The 23742-nt window shown below is 72.4% G+C and carries 22 protein-coding genes; 6 read left to right on the top strand and 16 right to left on the bottom strand.

Going from position 1 to position 23742, the window contains the following annotated elements:
* Nucleotides 1-9: 9 nt before the first annotated feature.
* Together HW837_RS30220 and HW837_RS30215 are read right to left on the bottom strand one after the other, a co-directional pair.
* The gene (locus tag HW837_RS30220) at nt 10-1329 is read right to left on the bottom strand and encodes a serine-threonine protein kinase (protein WP_193380431.1); all 1320 of its coding nucleotides are present in this window, start codon (nt 1327-1329) and stop codon (nt 10-12) included.
* A gap of 106 nt (nt 1330-1435) precedes the next feature.
* Entirely contained in the window at nt 1436-2695 is a 1260-nt protein-coding gene (locus HW837_RS30215; RefSeq protein WP_045557035.1) for an exo-beta-N-acetylmuramidase NamZ family protein, read from the bottom strand.
* 231 nt (nt 2696-2926) lie between these two features.
* Here HW837_RS30215 and HW837_RS30210 point away from each other — a divergent pair, with 231 nt between their 5' ends.
* On the top strand, nt 2927-3694 hold the full coding sequence (locus tag HW837_RS30210; protein ID WP_107073702.1) for an SDR family oxidoreductase: 768 nt from the start codon (nt 2927-2929) through the stop codon (nt 3692-3694).
* 140 nt (nt 3695-3834) lie between these two features.
* Nucleotides 3835-4428 (top strand): TetR/AcrR family transcriptional regulator, encoded by a 594-nt coding sequence (locus HW837_RS30205; RefSeq protein ID WP_045557036.1) that lies wholly within the window; start codon nt 3835-3837, stop codon nt 4426-4428.
* A 231-nt stretch (nt 4429-4659) separates the two neighbouring features.
* On the opposite strand, the gene HW837_RS30200 is transcribed toward HW837_RS30205, so the two are convergent.
* From HW837_RS30200 to HW837_RS30165, 8 genes are all read right to left on the bottom strand, one after another.
* Nucleotides 4660-5874, bottom strand: coding sequence for an acyl-CoA dehydrogenase family protein (locus HW837_RS30200; protein WP_045557037.1), 1215 nt, complete (start codon nt 5872-5874; stop codon nt 4660-4662).
* 5 nt (nt 5875-5879) lie between these two features.
* Nucleotides 5880-6926, bottom strand: coding sequence for a phosphotransferase family protein (locus HW837_RS30195; protein ID WP_045557038.1), 1047 nt, complete (start codon nt 6924-6926; stop codon nt 5880-5882).
* Nucleotides 6927-7107: 181 nt separating this feature from the next.
* Nucleotides 7108-8019: an MBL fold metallo-hydrolase gene (locus HW837_RS30190; RefSeq protein WP_045557039.1), complete on the bottom strand. Its 912-nt coding sequence runs from the start codon at nt 8017-8019 to the stop codon at nt 7108-7110.
* Nucleotides 8020-8118: 99 nt separating this feature from the next.
* Complete coding sequence (locus tag HW837_RS30185) at nt 8119-8415, bottom strand: hypothetical protein (protein WP_045557040.1); 297 nt, start codon at nt 8413-8415, stop codon at nt 8119-8121.
* Nucleotides 8416-8517: 102 nt separating this feature from the next.
* Nucleotides 8518-8859 carry a DUF202 domain-containing protein gene (locus HW837_RS30180; protein ID WP_193380432.1) on the bottom strand — a complete coding sequence of 114 codons (342 nt, stop codon included), beginning with the start codon at nt 8857-8859 and terminating at the stop codon, nt 8518-8520.
* Nucleotides 8847-9239: a YidH family protein gene (locus HW837_RS30175; protein ID WP_045557042.1), complete on the bottom strand. Its 393-nt coding sequence runs from the start codon at nt 9237-9239 to the stop codon at nt 8847-8849. The genes HW837_RS30180 and HW837_RS30175 overlap by 13 nt, the downstream gene beginning before the upstream one ends.
* 10 nt (nt 9240-9249) lie before the next feature.
* Nucleotides 9250-9780, bottom strand: coding sequence for an NUDIX hydrolase (locus tag HW837_RS30170; protein ID WP_045557043.1), 531 nt, complete (start codon nt 9778-9780; stop codon nt 9250-9252).
* A 228-nt stretch (nt 9781-10008) separates the two neighbouring features.
* Entirely contained in the window at nt 10009-10908 is a 900-nt protein-coding gene (locus HW837_RS30165) for a DMT family transporter (RefSeq protein ID WP_045557044.1), read from the bottom strand.
* Nucleotides 10909-11225: 317 nt separating this feature from the next.
* On the opposite strand from HW837_RS30165, the gene HW837_RS30160 reads away from it, so the two are divergent.
* The 3 genes from HW837_RS30160 (at nt 11226) to HW837_RS30150 (ending at nt 14348) form a co-directional block, all read left to right on the top strand.
* Entirely contained in the window at nt 11226-12881 is a 1656-nt protein-coding gene (locus tag HW837_RS30160) for an FAD-binding dehydrogenase (RefSeq protein WP_093789420.1), read from the top strand.
* 86 nt (nt 12882-12967) lie between these two features.
* A complete protein-coding gene (locus HW837_RS30155) occupies nt 12968-13741 on the top strand; it encodes a molybdopterin-dependent oxidoreductase (RefSeq protein ID WP_193380433.1) in 774 nt (257 codons plus the stop codon).
* Nucleotides 13725-14348: a cytochrome b/b6 domain-containing protein gene (locus HW837_RS30150; protein WP_045557047.1), complete on the top strand. Its 624-nt coding sequence runs from the start codon at nt 13725-13727 to the stop codon at nt 14346-14348. The genes HW837_RS30155 and HW837_RS30150 overlap by 17 nt, the downstream gene beginning before the upstream one ends.
* Nucleotides 14349-14395: 47 nt before the next feature.
* On the opposite strand, the gene HW837_RS30145 is transcribed toward HW837_RS30150, so the two are convergent.
* The 3 genes from HW837_RS30145 to HW837_RS30135 form a co-directional block, all read right to left on the bottom strand.
* Nucleotides 14396-14920, bottom strand: coding sequence for a hypothetical protein (locus tag HW837_RS30145; RefSeq protein ID WP_045557048.1), 525 nt, complete (start codon nt 14918-14920; stop codon nt 14396-14398).
* 70 nt (nt 14921-14990) lie between these two features.
* Nucleotides 14991-16388: a GntP family permease gene (locus tag HW837_RS30140; RefSeq protein ID WP_045557049.1), complete on the bottom strand. Its 1398-nt coding sequence runs from the start codon at nt 16386-16388 to the stop codon at nt 14991-14993.
* 69 nt (nt 16389-16457) lie between these two features.
* Nucleotides 16458-16976 (bottom strand): gluconokinase, encoded by a 519-nt coding sequence (locus HW837_RS30135; RefSeq protein WP_045557050.1) that lies wholly within the window; start codon nt 16974-16976, stop codon nt 16458-16460.
* A gap of 142 nt (nt 16977-17118) precedes the next feature.
* Between HW837_RS30135 and HW837_RS30130 the strand changes: the two genes are divergently transcribed.
* Nucleotides 17119-17844: a FadR/GntR family transcriptional regulator gene (locus HW837_RS30130; RefSeq protein WP_045557051.1), complete on the top strand. Its 726-nt coding sequence runs from the start codon at nt 17119-17121 to the stop codon at nt 17842-17844.
* A 17-nt stretch (nt 17845-17861) separates the two neighbouring features.
* Here HW837_RS30130 and HW837_RS30125 read toward each other — a convergent pair whose 3' ends face one another.
* From HW837_RS30125 to HW837_RS30115, 3 genes are all read right to left on the bottom strand, one after another.
* Nucleotides 17862-18308, bottom strand: a complete 447-nt coding sequence (locus tag HW837_RS30125; RefSeq protein WP_107073707.1) for a YchJ family protein — start codon at nt 18306-18308, stop codon at nt 17862-17864.
* A gap of 47 nt (nt 18309-18355) precedes the next feature.
* Nucleotides 18356-19738, bottom strand: coding sequence for a M1 family metallopeptidase (locus tag HW837_RS30120; RefSeq protein WP_193380434.1), 1383 nt, complete (start codon nt 19736-19738; stop codon nt 18356-18358).
* Nucleotides 19739-19815: 77 nt separating this feature from the next.
* Nucleotides 19816-23691, bottom strand: a complete 3876-nt coding sequence (locus HW837_RS30115) for a Pls/PosA family non-ribosomal peptide synthetase (RefSeq protein WP_193380435.1) — start codon at nt 23689-23691, stop codon at nt 19816-19818.
* Between the last annotated feature and the right edge of the window lie 51 nt (nt 23692-23742).

The raw sequence follows: 23742 nt of genomic DNA, 5'->3' as shown, positions 1-23742 counted from the left end.
GGGCCGGGATCAGCCGATACGGCCCGCCGCCAGCACCACCCGGGCCAGCTCACGGTGGCAGATGTCACTGTGGGCGCCGGAGGGCGCGCCGCCGCGCTTCACCACGGCCGACGCGTCGATGTTCACGCACCCCGCCGCCGGCAGCCGGGCCTTGAGCGCGTCGGCCAGGCTGAACGACCGCGTGCCCTCGACCGCCTGCACCCCGTCGTAGCCGAGGGCGCCCCATTTCCTGCCCAGCAGGCTGTTCACGCTCAGCCCCAGCACCGTGCGCGCGTCGCCCGCCATCCGGGAGGCCAGCGGGTAGATCGTGCCGAGCGCCGAGTCGTGCTTGGAGTGGCAGCACACCAACGGGCCGTCCACGCGCTTGTGCTGCCCGTTCAGCACGCCGCTCGTCCGGGTGTCGTGCGGCAGCCGGGCCGCGAACGCGTAGTGCGAGAAAGCGGCCTGAAGGAGCGTCACCGACTTCACGCAGCGCGCGCCCTCCGGCAGACCGGGCAGCGCGAACGACACCAGCCGGGCGCCGAAGCTGTGCCCGACGAGGTGCACCCGCACCTTCGGCGAGGTCCGCGCGAGCCGGCCGAGCAGCGGTCCGAGCCCCCGCTCGCCGACGGTCCCCGCCCTGCGCTTCATCGCGAAGTAGGTGGCCTGCCGCAGGAGTTCGTGCGCGCCGTCCCACACCTGGGGCGGGGCGAGGGCGGCCCCGGCCGGCCCCGGCGGGGTCTCGACCTCCGCCAGCGCCGCCGCGAAGTCCGCGCACACCGCCGCCGCGTCCCCGCAGAGCATCCCGGGCGTGCCCTCCGGCACCCCCTCCGCGACGGTGTCCGCCGTGAACGCGCCCTGCGGCCCCTGCGGCTCCACCTCGACCAGCAGCCGTACGAGCCGCCCGAACTCCTCCAACGAGGCCCCGTCGTCCGGCCGTTGCTCCAGCAGCCGGGCGAGCTGCTCGACGACGACGGCCCGCCCGGGGAAGACCTCCACCAGCGCGTGCCGGGTGTGCTTGTCCAGCGCGGGGCGGCCGGGCGCCAGGGCCGGCACCGGCTTGAGGTCGGGGATCGGCTCGTCCGAGAACCGCATCGAGGGCCACAGCACACCGACGTACCCCAGCTTCGCGTGCGGCGCGAGCACCGGGAACGGCTCGAAGAAGCGGCTGTAGAGCCTTGTCGCGCCCGACCGGTCGCTGTTCCAGCCGTGCGCGAAGACGACCAGATCCGCCACCCCGCGCCGCGCGACCCCGTCGAGCAGCCGGTCCCGCTGACCGGTGTCCACGTCCCCGTCCGCGTCGAAGGTCAGTTCCCAGTAGGGAGTCACGCTCATTTCCGGATCCGCCATGACGAGCCCCCTTCGGCCCCCGCTGGTGGTGCGCTCAGGCGCATGGTCCTGCCAACGGCGAAAGATGGCCATACGTCACGTACAAGCACATCCGCGATGGGGCGGCCTAGCGGTACAGCAGATACTCCTCGCGCACCCGGCGGAACGCGGCCAGCTCCTCCTGCCAGCCCGCCACGACCTCCTCCGTGTCCGCCCCCGCGTCGATCATCGTCCGCACCCGCGCCGAACCGGTCAGCTTGTCGATCCAGTTGTCCGGCCGCCAGGCGAAGCCGCTCCACACCCTCTTGGCGGTCACCAGGAGGCCGATCCCGGTGCGCACGGGGTCGTACGCGGCCCGGTCGTGGACGTGGATCTGCACACCCCCGATGGTCTTCCCCTGGAACTTGGAGAACGTCGGCGCGAAGTACGCCTCCCTGAAGTGCGCGCCGGGCAGGCCGAGGTCGTTCGCGGCGGCCGCCCACCGCCGGTCGATCCCCTCCGCGCCGAGCAGCTCGAACGGCCGCGTGGTGCCCCGCCCCTCCGACAGGTTCGTCCCCTCGAACAGACACGTCCCGGAGTAGACGAGCGCGGTGTCCGGCGTCGGCATGTTCGGGCTGGGCGGCACCCACGGCAGCCCGGAGGAGTCGTAGAACCGCGACCGCTTCCACCCCGACATCAGTACGGTCTCCAGCGGTACGGGCGTGGTGAGGAACTCCCCGTTGAACAGGCGCGCCAGCTCCGCCACCGTCATCCCGTGCGCCTGCGCGACGGGCTGCCGCCCGACGAAGGACGCGAACTCCTTGTGCAGCACGGGCCCCTGGGCGCGACGCCCGGTCACCGGGTTCGGCCGGTCCAGCACGACGAAGCGCTTCCCGGCCAGCTGCGCCGCCTCCATGCAGTCGTACAGCGTCCAGATGTACGTGTAGAAGCGGGCGCCCACGTCCTGGATGTCGAAGACGACCGTGTCCACGCCGGAGGCGGTGAAGACGTCCGCGAGGGCGCGGCCGCTCTTCTGGTACGTGTCGTGGACGGGCAGCCCCGTCGCCGGGTCGTCGTGACGGCCCTCGGAGCCGCCGGCCTGGGCGGTGCCGCGGAAGCCGTGCTCGGGCCCGAAGACGGCCCTGAGGTCCACCCGGTCGTCGGCGTGCATCACGTCGACGATGTGGCGGGCGTCGCGGGTGACGCCGGTCGGGTTGGTGACGATGCCGACCTTCTGGCCGCCGAGGAGTTTGTAGCCGTCGTGGGCCAGGCGCTCGAAACCGGTACGGGGCCCTGGGCGGGCTGCCTCGGCGGGGGGTGCGGTGGTGAGGCCGGCGGTGGCTGCGGTCGCCGTGGCCGCCGTGGCCGCCGTGGAGGCGGCGAGGAAGGTGCGGCGGGAGAGGTGCATAGGGGTGACCTCCGGGTCGCGGGCGCGTCGCTGTCATGGAAGCGGTGCTTGGGGAAAGCTAAGCGCTTCCGCCGGTGGTTTGTCGTCTGCGGGTGGGGTGTGGCTGGTCGCGCAGTTCCCCGCGCCCCTTTGGGGCGGGGTTGGTGGCACCCTTTCTCCGAGACATACCGACCGGTTAGTCTGGGCCCCTTGGTGGGCGTTGCTGATGTGTCGCGTCGAAGGAGACCGATCGTGGGAGACGTACAGGGTGCGGGTGCGGGTGTGGTCGTCACGGGAGCCGGTGGCGGGATCGGGGCCGCCCTGGCGCGGCGGTTCGCGGCCGAGGGGGCCCGGGTCGTCGTGAACGACCTCGACGCGGACCGGGCGAAGGCCGTGGCCGACGAGATCGGCGGGATCGCGGTGCCCGGGGACGCCTCGACGATCGTTCCTCAGGCGCGTGACGCGCTCGGTGGGACCGTGGACGTCTACTGCGCGAACGCCGGACTGGCCTCCGGGGGGACCGAGGCCGCCGACGAGAAGGTGTGGGCGCTCGCCTGGGACGTCAACGTGATGGCGCACGTCCGGGCGGCCCACGAGCTGCTGCCCGCGTGGCTGGAGCGCGGCGGCGGGCGATTCGTGTCGACGGTCTCGGCGGCCGGCCTGCTGACGATGATCGGCGCGGCGCCCTACAGCGTCACCAAGCACGGGGCGTACGCCTTCGCCGAGTGGCTCTCGCTCACCTACCGCCACCGGGGCGTCAAGGTGCACGCGATCTGCCCGCAGGGGGTGCGCACCGACATGCTGACGGCCTCCGGCAGCGCGGGCGACCTGGTGCTCGCGCCGACCGCGATCGAGCCGGAGGACGTGGCCGACGCGCTCTTCGAGGGCATCGAGAAAGACCGCTTCCTGATCCTGCCGCACCCCGAGGTGGCCGGTTACTACCAGGCCCGGGCCGCCGATCCGGACCGCTGGCTGACCAACATGAACCACATCCAGCAGAAGTGGGAGACGACGGGCTGACCGCCCTGCCCGCCGCACGGGCGCCGGAGAATGGGATGATCCTCCGGCGGGAGCGCCCGATTCCGCCCGATCGGGAACCGATCGAGGCGGGACGGACGACCAGTAGGCGACAACAGAACCTCGGAAGGCAGGTGGCGGCAGTGCCCAGGACGACGGACGGAGACGGTACGCCCGTCCCGCAGCGGCTGCTGGCCGCCGCCACCCGGCTCTTCGCCGAGCGGGGGTACGACCGCACCTCCGTGCAGGAGATCGTCGAGGCGGCCGGGGTCACCAAGGGCGCGCTGTACCACTACTTCGGCTCCAAGGACGACCTGCTGCACGAGGTGTACGCGCGCGTGCTGCGGATCCAGCAGGAGCGGCTGGACGCGTTCGCGGGGGCCGACGCGCCGGTGGAGGAGCGGTTGCGGGGGGCCGCGGCGGACGTCGTCGTCACCACCATCGACAACCTCGACGACGCGTCGATCTTCTTCCGCTCGATGCACCACCTGAGCCCCGAGAAGAACAAGCAGGTCCGCGCGGAGCGCCGCCGCTACCACGAGCGCTTCCGCGCGCTGGTGGAGGAGGGCCAGGAGGCCGGGGTCTTCTCCAGGGCGACTCCGGCGGACCTGGTCGTCGACTACCACTTCGGCTCGGTCCACCACCTGTCGACGTGGTACCGCCCCGACGGCCCGATGACCCCCCAGGAGGTAGCGGACCACCTGGCGGACCTGCTGCTGAGGGCACTGCGACCGTAGGGGCGGTAGGGCGCATTACGCTCGGGGGTGCGGGTTCGTCGGCGGGTGCGGGTGGTTCGTGGTTGCTCGCGCAGTTCCCCGCGCCCCTCAAGGGCCTACAGCCCCTTCGGGCCGAAAAAGCACGGGGCGCAGCCCCTGCTTTTTCAGGGGCGCGGGGAACTGCGCGAGAAGCCCCACCGGACCCGCACCCGCCGACGAACCCGCACCCCTCACCCCCTAGGCGCCCCGGCCTCACACGTACCGCTTCAGCTCCCGCCGAGCCAACGACCGCTGATGCACCTCATCAGGCCCGTCCGCGATCATCAGCGTCCGCGCCCCCGCGTACAGCTCCGCCAGCGGGAAGTCCTGACTGACACCCCCCGCGCCGTACAGCTGGATCGCCCGGTCGATGATGTCCACGACCGTCCGGGGCGTGGCGATCTTGATCGCCTGGATCTCCGTGTGCGCCCCCCTGTTGCCCACCGTGTCCATCATCCAGGCCGTCTTCAGCACCAGCAGCCGCAGCTGCTCGACGGCCACCCGCGCGTCGGCGATCCAGTTGTGCACGACCCCCTGCTGCGCCAGCGCCTTGCCGAAGGCCTCCCGCGCCACCGCCCGCCGGCACATCAGCTCGATCGCCCGCTCGGCCATCCCGATGAGCCGCATGCAGTGGTGGATGCGCCCGGGACCCAGCCGCGCCTGCGCGATGGCGAACCCGCCGCCCTCCTCGCCGATCAGGTTCGACGCCGGCACCCGCGCGCCCTCGAAGATCACCTCGGCGTGACCGCCGTGGTAGTGGTCCTCGTACCCGAAGACCCGCATCGCCCGCTTCACGGTGACGCCCGGGGTGTCACGCGGCACCAGGATCATCGACTGCTGACGGCGGATGTCGGCCCCGTCCGGGTCCGTCTTGCCCATCACGATGAAGATCCGGCAGTCGGGGTTCATGGCCCCGGAGATGTACCACTTGCGTCCCGTGACGACGTAGTCGTCGCCGTCGCGCTCGATCAGCGTGGTGATGTTGGTGGCGTCCGAGGAGGCGACCTCCGGCTCGGTCATCGCGAACGCCGACCGGATCTCACCGGCGAGCAACGGCTCCAGCCACTGCTTCTTCTGCGCCTCGTCGCCGAACTGGCTCAGCACCTCCATGTTGCCCGTGTCGGGCGCGGCGCAGTTCAGCGCGGTCGGCGCCAGCTGCGGGGACCGGCCGGTGATCTCGGCGAGCGGGGCGTACTGGAGGTTGGTGAGGCCCGCGCCGTACTCGGAGTCGGGCAGGAAGAGGTTCCACAGGCCCTGCCTGCGGGCCTCGGCCTTCAGCTCCTCCACCACGGCCGGCGTGTCCCACGGCGAGTCCAGCTCGGCCCGCTGCTCCTCGGCCACGGCCTCCGCCGGGTACACGTGCTCGTCCATGAAGGCGAGGAGCTTGGTACGCAGCTCCTCCGTACGCGCGTCGAATGCGAAATCCATGGGGATCAGCCCTCCTGGGAGCCGGAACCGGAGCCGGTACGAAGAGTCGTCAGGCCGTGTTCGATGAAGACGGGGACCAGGTCGCCGATGCGGTCGAAGCCGCGGCCGACCGTCTGGCCGAGGGTGTACCGGTAGTGGATGCCCTCCAGGATCACGGCGAGCTTGAACCACGCGAACGCCGTGTACCAGGACACCGCGGAGACGTCGCGGCCCGAGCGCGCCGCGTACCGCTCGACGATCTCGGCCGGATCCGGGTGCCCGGCGGCCGTCGCGGTCGTCGAGACGGGGGAGTCGGGCGTGGCCAGCGGCACGCTGTACATCACCAGCAGGCCCAGGTCGGTGAGCGGATCACCGAGCGTGGACATCTCCCAGTCGAGGATGGCCTTGATCGCGTCGTCCTCGCCGAGCAGCACGTTGTCGAGGCGGTAGTCGCCGTGGATGACCGTCGCCGCGGGGGAGTGGGGGAGCCGGCGGCCCAGCGTCGCGTGGAGTTCGTCGATGCCGGCCAGCTCGCGGTTGCGGGACGCGTCCAACTGCTTCCCCCAGCGCCGCAGTTGGCGGTCCAGGAAGCCCTCGGGGCGCCCGAAGTCGGCGAGGCCCACCTCGGCCGGGTCCACCGCGTGCAGTTCGACGAGGGTGTCGACCAGGCCCAGCACGGCGGCCCGGGTGCGCTCCGGACCGAGCGGGGCCAGCTGTTCGGCGGTGCGGTACGGGGTGCCCTCGACGAAGTCCATGACGTAGAAGGGCGCGCCGAGCACGTCCTCGTCCTCACACAGCAGCACGGGACGGGGCACCGGCACATCCGTCGGGTGCAGCGCGCTGATCACGCGGTGCTCCCGCTTCATGTCGTGCGCGGTCGCCAGCACATGGCCCAGCGGCGGCCGCCGTACGACCCACTTCGCGGTGCCGTCCGTGACCTCGTAGGTCAGGTTCGACCGCCCGCCCTCGATCAGCCGGCCGGTGAGCGGGCCGCCCACGAGTCCGGGCCGCTCGGCGTCGAGCAGGGCACGGAGCCGGTCGGGGTCGAGACCTGGCGGGTGGTCTGGGTGCATCATCGCTCCTACACGCGAACGCGTTCTACCGGGACCCGTCTCATGATGCCGACCGGTCGGTATGTCGTCCAGTGGGCCACACGAAAGTGATCGGCGTCTCCACGCGATCCGGCCGCTCGGGAGCGGCCGGATCCGACGCACCCCGGCACACGCGCCGTGACGCGTACCGCCGGGCGGGCCGTCAGGCGTGGCAGGTCATCATCTCCCCGCCGTTCAGGGTCGCCATGTCCATGAACCCGGCGAACGGGTCGACGCCCTCGCCCTCAGGCTCCCCGTCCAGCTCGGCGTACGCCCGCCGCAGGTTCGCCACCAGCCGCTCGCTCTCCGGCAGTGCGGCGTACTCCCCGAGATCCGTGTTCCGGGCGGCCTCCAGCGGCGTGAGCCCCGCCGCGTGCGACTTCTCGGCGACCTCGGCCACGAACCGCATGTACCGCTCGGCCCTGTCGAACGCCGACGGGTCGGTCACGGGCCCGTGCCCCGGTACGACGGTCTCGGCGCCCAGCTCGCGCAGCATCGCCAGCGCCCGCAGCGAACCGCTCAGCGACCCCATGAGGAAGAACGGCGTCCCGCCCTCGAAGACCAGGTCCCCCGCGAACAGCACCCGGCGGTGCGGCAGCCACACCACCGAGTCGCCGACGGTGTGCGAGACACCGGGGTGGATGACCTGGGCCTCGATGTCGCCGACGTGCAGCGTCACCCGGTCCTCGTACGTCAGGTCCGCGCCCTCGATGCCCACGTCGCCGAAGTCGGTCTGCGGCCACAGCAGATGCAGGTGCTGCCCGCTGGCGAGGGCCTCGCGGCGGCAGGCCGCGTGCGAGACGAGGGTGGCGGCCGGCGTGAAGAAGCCGTTGCCGTAGGTGTGGTCCCCGTGGTGGTGGGTGTTGACCAGGAGACGGGGCCTCGGGACGCCGGTCGCGTCGAGCGCGGCGGCCAGGGCCCGGGTCCGGCGCTCCGTCGCCGCCGTGTCCACGAGCAGGGTGGAGGTGCCGTCACTGACGAAACCCGAGTTGTTCAGACACCATCCGCCGTCCGGCTGCACATAGGCGTACACGTCACTCGCGAGCTCGACGGTGTACGGCTCTTCCGCGGTCATAGTGATTCCCTTCATCCCCCCGGATCGTCGCCAACTGCCGGTCAGAGCCTGCCAGTCGGTGACGATCCGGTGGAATCCGGGGTGCGGCGACGGCGTGGGTCAGTGGTCGTCCCAGTGCCCGTCGTGGGCGGCGTGCCGGTGTCCGTCGTGCACGTAGTCCACATGGTCCCCGTGTGTGACCGCCTGGTGCCCGCAGTCCTCGCCGTGCTCGTGGGAGTGCCCCTCGTGCGACGCGTGCCCGCTCGGCTCGCACTCGTCCCAGTGCCCGGAGTGCTCACGGTGCAGATGCCCGTCGTGCGCGTAGTCCGTGTGGTCCCCGTGCGCCACGGCGGTGTGCCCGCAGGCCGGCCCGTGGTCGTGGTCGTGGACGGGGTGTTCCTGGTGAAGGGTGGTCATGGTGCTCGCCTTCGCTGGTACGAGGGGTGACCTGTCCAGGCTAGGCACAGAAGTCTCAATTCTTCCTTTCTGAAACTCCATGCACACACCAAGACTTGCACCTCAGAACACCAGCGCCGTGCCGCACACCGCGAGGGCGATCACGCACAGGACGGCCGTCGTGGCGGCCGGGGGCGCGAGGACGGGCGGCCGGGCGGCGGCCAGGGCGGCGATACGGCGGTGGGCCAGCGCCAGGAGGCCCAGCCACAGCACCGCGCACAGGGCCGCCGCCAGTACGCCGCCCGTGGACGGTCCACCGTGCAGCGCGGACTTCGCCGCCAGTACGGCGATCACGGCTCCCGTGAGGGTCGTACGGCGCCAGGCGAGCCGGGTGCGCTCGGGCTGGAGCCCGGGATCGCGGTCGGGGGACGCCGGGGGAGCGGACGGCGTGCTCACCCCTCCCATCCGAGCAGGACGACGGCGACCATCGCCACGGCGACCACGGCGACGACGACGCCGAGCAGCGCCGGGAAGCGCGAGACCGGCAGGTCCTCCCCGCGCCGCATCGCCCGCTCGCAGCGCACCCAGTGGTTGACCGCCCGCAGCGCACACAGCACCCCTGCGGCCAGCAGGGCGAGCGCGAGTCCCACCCGCCAGCCCCAGCGCAGGTCGGGCAGGAACTGGTCCACCGCGAAGCCGCCGCCGATGAGCGCGAGCGAGGTGCGCAGCCAGGCCAGGAACGTCCGCTCGTTGGCCAGGGAGAAGCGGTAGTCCGGGGTTCCGCCGTCCTTGCGGACGTCCTCGGGGACGAACCAGAGCCGGACGTTCCGTGCAAATTCGATCACATGTAGGACACTACCGGTCGGCTTCGAAGCCTCCGCCGCCCCTGTGCTGCTTCCACCGCTCGTACGCCGCTGTCCCGTCCGGCACCCACGGCCACTCGCCCAGCCGCCGCTCCACCTCGTCCTCCGTGAGGAAGTCGTGCCAGGCGACCTCCGCGACCTGCGGGCTGACCGGCGACTCGCAGCGGACCTCGTACACGGCCGACCACCAGCCGGACCCAGCTCCGTCCTCGTAGAGGAACGTGAACAGCGGGGTGGGGCGCGGCAGCCCCGTCACCCCCAGCTCCTCCTCGGCCTCGCGCAGCGCGGCGTCGTCGTAGGACTCGCCCGCGCCGACGACGCCGCCCACGAACATGTCGTACAGCGACGGGAAGGTCAGCTTCGTCGCCGTGCGCCGATGCACGAAGATCCGCCCCTCGCCGTCCCTGGCCAGCACGAACACGACCCGGTGCCGCAGACCCCGGGCGTACACCTCCCCGCGCGGTGCCTGCCCGATGACCTGGTCGTCCTCATCCACGATGTCAAGGATCTCGTCGGCGCTCATGCCCCCATCCAAGCAGGGGGTGGGGCGGCGCGTTCTCGGCTGCCGGCCCGGTGGGGCTTCTCGCGCAGTTCCCCGCGCCCCTGAAAAGCAGGGGCTGCGCCCCATGCTTTCCAGGCCCGCAGGGCCGTGGTCTTTCAGGCCCGCAGGGGCCTGAAGCTTTCAGGGGCGCGGGGAACTGCGCGAGGACCCCCACTCAGCCGCAGTCGCCGACACACCCGCACCCCCGAGTTACCGGGCGCCCCGCTGCAGCTCCCTCACCCGCCCACCCCCGGCGGAGCCGCACGGCATGGCCGGATGCATCCCGAGCAGCACCACGCCCACCACGACCCCCGCCAACCCAACGCCCTCCCACGCGAGCGCCCCCGCGTCCATCCGCAGCCGGTCACCCAGGAACCCCACCCCGCACGCGATCCCCGCCAGCGGCTGCGCCGCCGTGAGCGCCGGCAGGGACATCCGCAGCGGCCCCGTCTCGAACGCGCTCTGCACCAGCACCAGGCCGGTCACGCCGAGCGCGGCGACCCCGTACGGCTGCCACGAGGTGAACAGCCCGCCCCAGCCCGTCTCCGCGAACAACTGCCCGCTGACCCGCGTGAGCGCGTCCTGCACGCCGTACAGCAGCCCGGCGGCCACCGCCAGCAGCACCGGCGCGGCGCCCATCCGCGACCGCTTCGCGTACGCCGTGAGCAGCAGCGCGAGCCCCACCATCACGCCGATGATCAGCCACTGCCGGAACGGCCCGCCGACCGCCGCCCCGCCCTCCGGCCGCCCGGCGACGATGAACGCGGTGACACCGCCCGCGAGCAGCAGCAGACCCGCCCAGCCCTGGCGGCCCAGCGGCTGCCGGGTCTGCCGCCGGGACAGGACCAGGGCGAAGAGCAGGTTCGTGGCGAGGAGCGGCTCGACGAGGGTGATCTCGCCCTGACCGAGCGCGACCGCCCCGAGCGCCATGCCGCACACCATCAGCCCGATGCCGCCGAGCCAGCGCGGCACCCGGATGAGGTCGAGCAGCAGGCGGGGCGAGAGGAAGTCGCTCAGCGGGGCGTGTGCCGCGGCCTGCTGCTGCAGGACGAAGCCGAAGCCCAGACAGCAGGCGGCGCCCACGGAGAGGAGGAGAACAAGAACCGACACGCGGAATACCTCGGGTCGTCGGACGGGCCGCGGCGGGTGCCCCCGGAGGGGGTTTCCGCTCGACTTCCCGGTCGGAGGGGGATTTGTCCCTCGATGGGTGGCCCGATACGTAATCAGCCGACTGTAACCGCCCCGCCGTGGGCTGTCCGTAAGAGGAGACACATCTCGGCAGTTGACTAGGTCACGCCTTCTGCCGAAGGATCTGATCCCTAAGCTGCTGACCGGCCGGTAACAAAGCGCGGGGCCGTGCCCGGCCCGTTTCGGCGTGCCCCCGTTCGCCCGCGCTTGCCTGACCCGTTCCCGAGAGGACGTCCTCCATGTCGTACGACGCAGATGTGATCGTGATCGGGGCGGGCCTCGCCGGGCTCGCGGCGACCGCGGAGCTCGTCGACGCGGGCCGCAAGGTGATCCTGCTCGACCAGGAGCCGGAGCAGTCGATCGGCGGCCAGGCGCACTGGTCGTTCGGCGGGCTCTTCTTCGTGGACTCGCCCGAGCAGCGCAGGATGCGGATCAAGGACAGCCACGCCCTCGCCCTCCAGGACTGGATGGGCACGGCCGCCTTCGACCGCGAGGAGGACCACTGGCCGCGCAAGTGGGCCGAGGCGTACGTGAACTTCGCGGCCACCGAGAAGCGGTCCTGGCTCCACCAGCAGGGCGTCCGCTTCTTCCCCGTGGTCGGCTGGGCCGAGCGCGGCGGCTACGACGCCAACGGACACGGCAACTCCGTCCCCCGGTTCCACATCACCTGGGGCACCGGCCCCGGCCTCGTCGCGCCCTTCGAGCGGCGGGTGCGCGAGGGGGTGGCCCGGGGACTGGTCCAGCTGAAGTTCCGGCACCGGGTGACGGGCCTGTCGCGCAGCGCGGGCGCCGTCGACACCGTCACCGGCGAGATCCTGGAGCCGTCGGCCATCGAGCGCGGCCAGGCCAGCAGCCGCGAGGTCACCGGTGCCTTCGAACTGAAGGCCCAGGCCGTGATCGTCACCTCCGGCGGCATCGGCGGCAACCACGACCTGGTCCGCGCCAACTGGCCCGAGCGCCTCGGCAAGGCCCCGGAGAAGATGATCTCCGGCGTCCCCGCGCACGTCGACGGCCGGATGCTCGGCATCGCCGAGGAGGCGGGCGCCAACCTGATCAACCGCGACCGCATGTGGCACTACACCGAGGGCATCCAGAACTGGAACCCCATCTGGGAGAACCACGGCATCCGGGTCCTGCCCGGCCCGTCCTCGCTCTGGCTGGACGCCCGCGGCAAGCGACTGCCCGTGCCGCTCTTCCCGGGCTTCGACACCCTCGGCACCCTCGAACACATCATGAAGACCGGGTACGACTACACCTGGTTCGTGCTCGACCAGAAGATCATCGGCAAGGAGTTCGCCCTCTCCGGATCCGAGCAGAACCCCGACCTGACCGGCAAGTCCATCAAGGACGTCTTCATCCGGGCCCGCGCGGACGTCCCCGGCCCGGTGAAGGCGTTCATGGACCACGGCGTCGACTTCGTCGTCGAGAAGGACCTCGGCTCCCTCGTCCGCGGCATGAACGCGCTCACCAAGGAACCGTTGATCGACGAGGCCGAGCTGCGCCGCGAGATCGTCTCCCGGGACCGCGAGGTCGCCAACCCCTTCACCAAGGACCTCCAGGTCATGGCGATCCGAGGGGCCCGCAACTACCTCGGCGACAAGCTCATCCGCACCGCGACCCCGCACCGCATCCTCGACCCCAAGGCCGGCCCGCTCATCGCCGTCCGCCTGAACATCCTGACCCGCAAGACCCTCGGCGGTCTGGAGACCGACCTCTCCTCCCGCGTCCTCACCGAGGGCGGCGACCCGCTGGAGGGCGTGTACGCGGCGGGCGAGGCCGCCGGCTTCGGCGGCGGCGGCGTCCACGGCTACCGCTCCCTGGAGGGCACGTTCCTCGGCGGCTGCCTGTTCTCGGGCCGCACGGCGGGCCGGGCGGCGGCGAAGGCGACGGGCTGAGCCCCGGCCCCGTCGAGGCTTACGGAACTCTGACGAATCTCCGCCGCCGCTGGCCGGACAGGGGCGGCGGATGGTCGAATCAATAGGTGAACCCTGAACATCCCGAGGCGCGACAGGCGCCGCCGGAGCACCCCGACGACGACACCAGGGAGGCGGAGCGCGGCAAGTCGATCGGCCGCCGCGTCCTCCTCGGCACCCTCGGCCTGGGCGCCCTCGGCGTCGTCGCCGCGCCGGTCCTCCAGCGCGGCATGGAGGCCTTCCTCGGCGAGGCCGCCCAGAAGGACCCCACCGGACTGACGGGCCTGCTCCCCAACGGCGGCGGCTTCCGCTACTACTCGGTGACGGCGTCGGTCCCCCGCAAGTCCGCCACGAACTACCGCCTCACCGTCGGCGGACTGGTCGACAAGCCCGCCACCTACACCCTCGCCGACCTGCGGGCCCTCCCGCAGACCCGGATGGTGAAGGACGTCCAGTGCGTCACCGGCTGGCGCGTGCCGGACACCCCGTTCGAGGGCGTACGGCTCTCCGCGCTGCTGGACGCGGCGGGCGTGCGCCCCTCGGCGACGGCGGTCCGCTTCACCTGCTTCGACGGGGCGTACAGCGAGAGCCTCACCCTGGAGCAGGCCCGCCGCGCGGACGTCCTGGTGGCCCTGCGCATGCAGGACAAGGACATCAGCCACAACCACGGCGGCCCCGTCCGCCTCTACGTGGCCCCCATGTACTTCTACAAGTCGGCGAAGTGGCTCTCCGGCATCGAGGTGACCGAGGAGGTCGAGCCCGGCTACTGGGAGGAGCGGGGCTACGACATCGACGCGTGGGTCGGCCGATCGAACGGACGGGACGATGAACCGACGACTTGAGGAGCGGCCGGTCGTCACCGACGCCCGGGTCGCCCGCTTCACCGCCGCCGAACGCTGGATCCACCGGACGACCGCCGCCCTGATGGGCATCTGCGTGGCGACGGCGGCCTGCCTCTACCTCCCCGCCCTCGCGGAACTCGTCGGCCGGAGGGCTCTGGTGGTGACGGTCCACCAGTGGGCCGGTCTGATCCTCCCGGTCCCGGTCCTGGCGGGCCTCGCCTCCCGCGCGTTCCGCGCGGACCTCGGCCGCCTGAACCGGTGGGGCCCGCACGACCGCCACTGGCTCCGCGCCGCCCGCCGCCGGGTTCCGGGCCCGCGCCCCGCCGCCAAGTTCAACGCCGGCCAGAAGCTCTACGCCGCGTGGATCGCCGGTGCCACCCTCGTCATGCTCGCCACCGGGCTGATGATGTGGTTCACCCACCTCACCCCCCTGATGTGGCGCACCAGCGCGACCTTCGTCCACGACTGGCTGGCGTTGACGATCGGCATCGTCCTGGCGGGCCACATCGGCATGGCCCTGGGCGACCCCGAGGCCCGCCGAGGGATGCGCACGGGGCTGGTGAGCCGGAAATGGGCGGACCGGGAGCATTCGCTCTGGCGCCCGTAGAACCGTGGGCCGCCGCCCCGTGACCCTGAGCCCGATACGGCGTCCCGTCAGGTGCCGAGATCCTCGATGATCGCGCTCACCTGCCGGTTGACCTTGGGCGCCCACCACAGGGGGAGGGGCGCCAGCCGGTCGACCGCCGCGCCCAGCCACTCCGGATCGCCGAGACGGCGCAGCGCCTTGGCCTCGGACGTCTTCCGGAACAGCGCTTTCAGGAGGAAGACATGGGCGCTCGTGTACCCGCGCTCGTGGTGGGTGTAGCGCACGGACCAGTCCTCGTACGGATGGCGCAGATATCCGCCGACGGCACAGCCGTCGGGCCCGGACTCCATGCGGCTCCCGCCGAGCGCGTCGAGGACGCCCGCGGTGCGTGTGGTCTGCCACGCCTTGTAGGCGGCGGTCACCCCGGCACTCACGAACCTGGTCCACGGGACGAAGACCAGCGGTTCCGGCACATCCCGCTCGTGGTGCTCGACGCCTTCGGCGGTGAGCACCACGCACAGGCCTCTCTCGCGCTTCGGATCCCCGATGACCCAACGGTCCCCGACCAGCTCCAACGGCCCCAAGTACGGCACCCTGCCCCCCGTCGATCACGCGTTCGCCCGGCCCGAGATCCTATCCGCCGCGACGCCCGCGGACGCGGGGCTAGATCACCAGGGACAACAGCAGCACGATCGCCCCGGCGACCACCGAGATGATCGTCTCCATCACCGACCAGGTCTTGATGGTCTGGCCGACGCTCATCCCGAAGTACTCCTTCACCATCCAGAAGCCCGCGTCGTTGACGTGGCTGAAGAAGAGGGAGCCCGCGCCGATGGCGAGGACGAGCAGGGCGGTGTGGGCCGTCGACATGTCCGCGGCCAGCGGCGCCACCAGGCCCGCCGCCGAGATCGTGGCGACCGTGGCCGACCCGGTCGCCAGCCGGATCGCCACCGCGATCAGCCAGGCCAGCACGAGCGCGGGGATCGACCAGTCCTCGGAGATCTCCAGGATCATCCGCCCGACCCCGGAGTCGATGAGCGTCTGCTTGAAGCCGCCGCCCGCGCCGACGATCAGCAGGATGCCCGCGATCGGCGCGAGGGACTTCTCGACGGTCGACCCCAACCGCTCCTTGGTGAACCCGGCCGCCCGCCCCAGCGTGAACATGCCCACGATGACGGCCGCGAGCAGCGCGATCAGCGGCGAGCCGGCCACGTCGAAGACCCGCTGGACCATGTTCTCGGGATCGTCCACGACGATGTCCACGAGCGCCTTGGCCAGCATCAGCACCACCGGCAGCAGCACCGTCGCGATGGTCGCGCCGAACCCGGGCCGCTTCTCCAGCTCCTCCGAGGCGCGCGGCGGAATCATCCGCTCGGGCACCGGCACGTCCACCCAGCGGGCCGCGTACTTCGAGAACAGCGGCCCGGCGATGATCACGGTCGGTATCGCGACGACCAGCCCCAGCGCCAGCGTCACGCCCAGGTTGGCCCCCACGGCGTCGATCGCGACCAGCGGGCCGGGGTGCGGCGGGATCAGGCCGTGCATCACGGACAGACCGGCGAGGGCCGGGATGCCGATGCGCATCAGCGAGTAGTTGCCGCGCTTGGCGACCATCAGCACGACCGGGATCAGCAGCACGATCCCGACCTCGAAGAACAGCGGCAGCCCGATCACCGAGGCGATCAGCACCATCGCCCAGGGCATCGCCCGCCCGCCGGCCTTCGCGAGGATCGTGTCGACGATCTGGTCGGCGCCCCCGGAGTCCGCCAGCAGTTTGCCGAGGATCGCGCCGAGCGCGATGAGCACACCGACCCCGGCCACGGTCGTCCCGAGGCCGGTGGTGAAGCTGGCGATCGCCTTGTCCAGCGGGGCCCCGGCGAACGCGCCGAGCGCGAGCGAGCCGATGGTCAGCGCCAGGAAGGCGTGCACCTTGAACCTGGTGATGAGCACGACGATCACGGCGATGCCCGCCAGTACGGCGATGCCCAGCTGTGCGTGCCCCGCCGAGGTGATCGGCTCGACGGGGTCCGCTGCCAGCAGCTCGACGTTGAGTCTGGTCACGGTGATTCCTTGGTGGGTGGGTTTCGGGGGAGGTGAGGGGTGGGGGAAGGAAGACGACGGGCCGAGGGCCTACGACGACGCCGGATCCGACTCCCGCAGCGCGGTGACCGCCCGCTCGGCGATCTCCTCGGGCGCGCCCGACACGTCGACCGTGACGCCCGCCTCGTCCGCCTCCAGCGGCTGGAGCGTGGCGAACTGCGAGTCGAGCAGCGCCGTGGGCATGAAGTGGCCCTGCCGGTGTGACATCCGGTCCTCGACGAGGGCCCGGTCACCGGCGAGATGCACGAAGACGACTCCGGGCGCCGCGGCCCGCAGCCGGTCCCGGTAGGCCCGCTTCAACGCGGAACAGCTGACCACCCCGCCGAGTCCGGCCCGGTCGTGCGCCCAGGCGCCGATGGCGTCCAGCCACGGCCCCCGGTCCGTGTCGTCCAGTGGTGTTCCGGCCGACATCTTGGCGATGTTGGCCGCGGGGTGGAAGTCGTCGCCCTCGGCGTAGGGAACGCCGAGCCGGGCCGCGAGCAGGGGACCGATCGTGGTCTTCCCGGTCCCCGCCACGCCCATCACCACGACGACATGAGGGGTTCGCATCACTACCTCGCTGTCTTCGTCGACATCTGGGACGTCATCCGACGCCGACGACACTGAAACCCATTAGGTACGACGAATTCAAGCCCCCGACACAATTAAGTCTGACTTTTTCTTCACTCCCCGCTCCTCGTACCCTGACCCCATGACCACACCGGGCCGGGGGCTGCACGGCCGAGTACTGGAGACCCTCGGACCGGCGATCACCGCGGGCGAGTACCCTCCGGGCAGCGTGCTGCGCACGGACGAACTCGCCCAGACCTTCGAGGTGTCCCGCTCCGTGATGCGGGAGGCGGTCCGCGTGCTGGAGTCCATGCACCTGGTCGAGTCCCGCCGCCGCGTCGGCGTGATCGTCCGCCCGCCCGCCGAGTGGAACGTCTACGACCCGCAGGTCATCCGCTGGCGGCTGGACGGCGCCGACCGCCCCCGCCAGCTGCGCTCCCTCACGGTCCTGCGCTCCGCGATCGAACCGATCGCCGCCGGCCTCGCCGCGCGCCACGCCACCGCCGAGCAGTGCGCCGCGCTCACCGAGTGCGCCATCGGCATGGTCGCCCACTCACGCGGCCACAAGCTGGAGGGCTACCTCCGGCACGACGTCGCCTTCCACCGCCTGATCCTCGACGCCTCCGGCAACGAGATGTTCGCCCGCCTCGGCGACGTCGTCGAGGAGGTCCTCGCCGGCCGCACCCACCACGCCGTGATGTTCCACGACCCCGACCCCGCCGCCGTCACCCTCCACGTCCAGGTCGCCGAGGCCATCCGCGAGCACGACGCCCCCCGGGCCGAACGACTCACTCGCGAGATCACGGTCGGCGCCCTCCAGGAACTGGACATCCTGGCCCCCAACGGCCATTCCCCGGCCGCCGGTTGACCGGGACGGAGGGTCCGCTAACCCCGGTCGTCCGCCAGGAACTCCCCGTCCACGTACACCCACGCCCCGTCCACCCGCTCGAACCGGCTCCGCTCGTGCATCGAGCCGCCCCGGAACGAGGCACGGAAGGTGACGGTGCCGGTGGTGTGGAAGGCGGAGCCGTCCCGGGTGTCCAGGATCTCCAGGCCGGTCCACCGCATGGTCGTGTCGAAGGCGACGTCGGCGGGCCGCGTGCGGGGATGCCAGCTGCGCAGCAGATAGGCCTCGTCGCGCATGACGAACGCGCTGTACCGGGACCGCATCAGGGCCTCGGCGGTCGGCGCGCCGGCGCTCCCGGAGTGGTACCGCCCGCAGCACTCCTCGTAGGTCTTCCCCAGCCCGCAGGGACACGTGCGAGGGGCCGGCGAAGACACCCCGGAGGCGCTCTTCGACCTGGCCCTGGAACCACTGCGGCGCGACGACATGCCCGCCATTGTGCCCGCTACCCGACCGCCCCCGCGCACGCCGGCCGCTACGCCGACCCCGCGTTCGTCGGCGGATACGGCGGTCGTGCCGGGACCCCGGAGCCCCTCGGGGCGGGCAGGGGCGGCAGCGACGGCTCCCGCAGCCAGGCCCGGAACAGGGCGTCCAGCGGACCGTCGGCGTAGCGGCCGGCGTGCGCCGTGAAGCCGGCCGTCGTCACGGCACCGCCGCGGTGCACGGGCGCCCAGCCGCGCAGCATCCGGAAGAACGCCTCGTCACCGAGGGCACAGCGCACGGCGTGGACGGTGAGACCGCCGCGCTCGTAGAGCCGGTCGTCGAACATCAGCTTGCGGCCCGGGTCGGCCAACCGCAGATCCTGCGGCAGCGCGGCGAGCTTCTGGTGCGCCGCGGCGGCCAGTTGATGCGCCGTGCGCCCGCCGGAACGCTCCGACCACAGCCACTCGGCGTACTTGGCGAACCCCTCGTTCAGCCAGATGTGCCGCCAGTCGGCGATGGAGACGCTGTTGCCGAACCACTGGTGCGCCAGCTCGTGCGCCACCAGCCGCTCCGAACCCCGGGCGCCGTCCACGTGGTTGGCGCCGAACAGCGACAACCCCTGGGCCTCGACCGGGACATCGAGCTCCTCCTCGGTCACCACCACCGCGTACTCCCCGAACGGGTACGGCCCGAAGAGCTCCTCGAACAGCTCCATCATGGCGGGCTGCCGCGCGAAGTCCCGCGAGAACTCGGTGAGCAGGTGCGCCGGGATGTGCCCGTGCTGCGGCACCCCGCCCGGCCCCGGATCGCCCAGCAGCACCGTCTGGTACCGGCCGATCGCCAGCCCCACCAGATAGCTCGACGTCGGCGCCGACTGCTCGTACACCCACGTCGTCGTGGACGCCTTCGCCGTACGCGTGAGCAGCCGCCCGCCCGCCACCACCTGGTACGCCGACGGCGTCGTCACCGAGATCTGGTACGAGGCCTTGTCGGCGGGCCGGTCGTTGCACGGATACCAGGACGGCGCCCCCACCGGCTGGCTCGCCACCAGCGCACCGTCCGTCAGCTCCTCCCAACCCAGCCCGCCCCAGGGGCTGTTCACCGGCTTGGGATTGCCCGACCAGTGCACCTCCACCGTGAACGCGGCCCCGGGCCGGATCGGCTTGGCGGGCCGGATCCGCAGCCTGCCGCCCCGGTGCGAGTAGTGCGGCGCCCGCCCGTCGACCCGCACCCGACCGATCTTGAAGTCGGCGAGGTTCAGCTGGAACTCGGCGAGCGCGGCCCGGCCCGCTATGGCGTTGAGCCGCGCGGTGCCCGACAGCCGGTTCGGCCCCGGCCGGTAGTCCACGGCCAGCTCGTACCGATGCACCCGGTAACGGGAATCGCCGTTCGCCGGGAAGTACGGGTCCGGACCCACTGACTGCACAACCGCCACTGCCGCTTCTGCTCCCCGCTCCGCTCTCGTACGACGTCCATCGTCCCCCGGGTTCCCCGGCGCCGCACGAGCCGCGTTCAGCGGCGCCACGACTCGATCGGGTTGCCCAGCCACCGGGTGTCGTCGGGAACGGACTCCGCGGCCATGACCAGCGACGCCGGACCCAGCGTGGTGCGGGCCCCGACCACACTGCCGGGCAGGACGATTCCGCCCGGGCCCAAGGTGGCACCCTCACGGAGTTCAACAGTATCCGTCCGCAAGATCCGGTCGTGGAAGAGGTGGGTCTGCAGGACGCATCCCCGGTTCACCGTGGCCCCGTCGCCCAGCGTCACGAGGTCGGTCTCGGGTAGCCAATAACTCTCGACCCACACCCCCTTGCCGATCCGCGCCCCCAGCCCGCGCAGCCACACGGTGAGCACCGGCGTACCGGGCACCGCGCCCGCCAGCCACGGCACGGCCAGCACCTCCACGAAGGTGTCCGCCAGCTCGTTGCGCCACACGAAACCGCTCCACAGCGGATGCTCACCCGTGCGGTGCCGCCCCACCAGCAGCCACTTCGCGACCACGGACACCAGACCCGCCAGCACGCCCGCCGCGAGCAGCACCAGGCCGCCCGCCGGCCACGCCCAGCCGCCCAGCGCGCTCAGCGCCGCCACCGTCAGCAGCGCCAGCCCGGCGGAGCAGAACACCGGCACGATCCGGCACAGCTCCACCAGCGCCCGCGCCCACAGCAGCCGCGCCGGCGGCTCGTAGGTGAGGCTCTGGTCGCTGTCCGCCGCCGCCCGGGGCAGCCTGACCGGCGGCAGCCCCAGATACGAGCTGCCCTTCTTCGCCTTCTTCGGCGTCGCCGACAGCACCCCCACCAGACCGCCGTCCGGCACCGAACGCCCCGGCGCGGTCATCCCGGAGTTCCCCAGGAACGCCCGCCGCCCGATCTCCGCCCGCCCGATCCGCATCCAGCCGCCGCCCAGCTCGTACGGCGCGGTCAGGGTGTCGTCCGCGAGGAACGCCCCGTCCCCGACCGTCGTCAGACTCGGCAGCGCGAGCACCGTCGACACCTCCGCGCCCCGGCCGATCCGCATCCCGAGCAGCCGCAGCCACACCGGCGTGACCAGCCCCGCGTACAGCGGGAAGAGCGTCTCGCGCGACCGGTCCATCAGCTGGGTGACCGTCCACGCCTGCCAGCCGACCCTGCTGTGCGTGGGATGCGTGCCCTCCCGCAGCCCGAGACTCAGCAGCCGCACGGCGACCAGCAGGAGCAGCGCGTACGCCGCCCCGAACGCGAGCGTGGCCGGCACCAGCCCGAGCGCCGCGCCGCGCAGGGCTCCGCCGAGCCCGGCGTCCGGGTCCACGAACAGACTCAGCACCACCAGCGCGGCGACCCCGGCGAGCACCGGCAGCGCGGTCAGCCCGAACCCGGTCACCCCGTACGACGTCCGCCAGATCAGGCCCCGCCGCGGCCGCTGCTTGGGCCAGTTCCGCTTCGCCTTGCCCAGCTTGACCGCGGGCGCCCCGGCCCACCGCTGCCCGGTGGGAACCTGGCCGACCACGGCCGACCCGGGCGCCACCTCGGCCCGCTTGCCGACCCTGGCCCCCGGCAGCAGCATGCTCCGCGTCCCGACGACCGCGCCGGCGCCCACCTTGACCGGCCCGATCTCCAGCCGGTCCCCGTCGATCCAGTACCCGGAGAGGTCCACCTCGGACTCCACCGCCGCGCCCCGCCCGAGCTTCAGCATCCCCGTCACCGGCGGCAGCGCGTGCAGATCGACATCGGCGCCGACCCTGGCACCCAGAGCGCGCGCGTACCGCTCCAGCCAGACCCCGGTCAGCGAGGTCGCCCCGCTGAACTCGGCCAGCCGCTCGGCCGCCCACAGCCGCAGGTGCACGCTCCCGCCGCGCGGGTACCGGCCCGGCTCGACGCCGCGCAGCAGCAGCCGTGCCCCGCCCGCCGCGATCGCCAGCCGCCCCGGCGGGGTGAAGAGCAGCACCGCCCCGACCGCCACGGCCCACCAGGGCGCGGTCGGCAGCCAGGCGTACGAGCCGAGCAGATTCCCGAGCGCCGCCAGCGGGACGACCCACCGCAGACCGAGCAGCGTGAACAGCGGCAGCAGCAGCGCGAGCTGCACGAGCCGCGCCCGCGCCGGCACGGGGACGACGGCTCGCCGGGCCCCGTCCTCGCCGCCGGACTCCTCCAGGTACCGGGCCAGCTTCTTGAGCGTGGGCCGCTGGTAGACGTCCACCACCGCGACGCTCGGGTACCGGGTCCGCAGCCGCGTCGTCAGCTGCGCGGCGGCCAGACTGCCCCCGCCGATGGCGAAGAAGTCGTCGCCCGCGCCGCCGACCGGGATCCCCAGCACCTCGGCCCACTGCTCGGCGAGCCACGCCTCGGTCCCGTACAGCTCCTCGGCGGGACCGGCGGTCTCCAGGTCCGCGAGCGGCCACGGCAGCGCGTTCCGGTCGACCTTCCCGGACGTCCGGGTCGGCAGCTCCGCCACCGGCGCCAGCAACGGCACCAACGCGGCCGGCAGCCCGGCCCGCAGCTTCTCCACGGCCGCCGCGTGGTCCCACCCTTCCTGGGTGACCACATAGCCGACGAGCAACTGGTTGCCGCTGCGCGCTGTCCGTACGGCCGCCGCGGCGCCCGCGACTCCGGGCAGGGCCTGCAACGCGGCGTCGACCTCGCCCAGCTCGATCCGCCGGCCGCCGAGCTTGATCTGCTCGTCGGCCCGCCCGAGGAAGACCAGCCCCTCGGGCTCAGCCTTCACCAGGTCACCACTGCGGTAGGCGCGCTCCCAGCCCAGCGACTGGAGCGGCGCGTACTTCTCCGCGTCCTTCTCGGCGTCGAGATACCGCGCGAGCCCGACCCCGCCGATCACCAGCTGTCCACTGCCGCCCATCGGCACGGGTTCCCCGGCCTCGTCCACGACGGCCAGCTCCCACCCGTCGAGCGGCAGCCCGATCCGGATCGGCTCCGCGCCGGACATCAGCGAGGCACAGGCGACGACGGTGGCCTCGGTCGGCCCGTACGTGTTCCAGACCTCCCGCCCCTCCGTCACCAGCCGCTGCGCCAGCTCCGGCGGACACGCCTCACCGCCGAAGATCAGCAGCCGTACGTCGTTGAGGGTCTCGGGCTCCCACAGCGCGGCCAGCGTCGGCACGGTCGACACCACCGTGATCTCCTGCTCGACCAGCCAGGGCCCCAGATCCGCGCCGCTCCTGACCTGCGCGCGCGGCACCGGCACCAGACAGGCGCCGTACCGCCAGGCCAGCCACATCTCCTCGCAGGACGCGTCGAAGGCCACGGACAGCCCGGCCATCACCCGGTCCCCGGGGCCGATCGGCTCCTCGGTCAGGAACAGCGCCGCCTCGGCGTCCACGAACGCGGCGGCGCTGCGATGGCTGACGGCCACCCCCTTGGGCTTGCCGGTCGACCCGGAGGTGAAGATGATCCACGCGTCGTGCTCGACGCCGGGCCGCGTGGCGGGGTAGCCGGACGCGCCGTGCGCCGTCAGTTCGTGCCCGGCCCCGACGACCGCCCGTACCTCGGCCTCGCCGAACACCAGCTCGGCCCGCTCGTCGGGGTCCTCGGCGTCGACGGGGACATAGGCGGCCCCGGCGGCCAGCACCGCGAGGATCGCGACATACAGCTCGTTGGTGCCGGACGGCACCCGCACCCCGACCCGGTCCCCGAGCCCGACGCCGGCGGCTCCCAGCCGTCTCCGCAGGTGCTCCACCTCGACGGCCAGCGCGCGATAGGTCAGCCGCCGCTTGCCGTCGTCCAGCGCGGGCTCGTCCGGGTAGGACCGCACGGACGCCTCGAAGACGTCGACGAGCGTGCGGGGGGAGGCCGCGGGACCGGCCGAGAAACGCGCCGCACCGCCGAACCGCCCGGCCGCCTCGGCCAGCTCCCCGTCGAGCAGCGTCAGGTCAGGACTCTCGTACACGGCGGCCATCGGATCCTCGCCTCTCGAACCCGGACCATCCGGGGGCGCCGGAGGGCCACA

The sequence above is a fragment of the Streptomyces caniscabiei genome, from assembly GCF_014930365.1.
In the GTDB taxonomy this organism is placed as follows: Bacteria; Actinomycetota; Actinomycetes; order Streptomycetales; family Streptomycetaceae; genus Streptomyces; species Streptomyces caniscabiei.
This window is presented reverse-complemented; position numbering and strand designations above follow the sequence as displayed.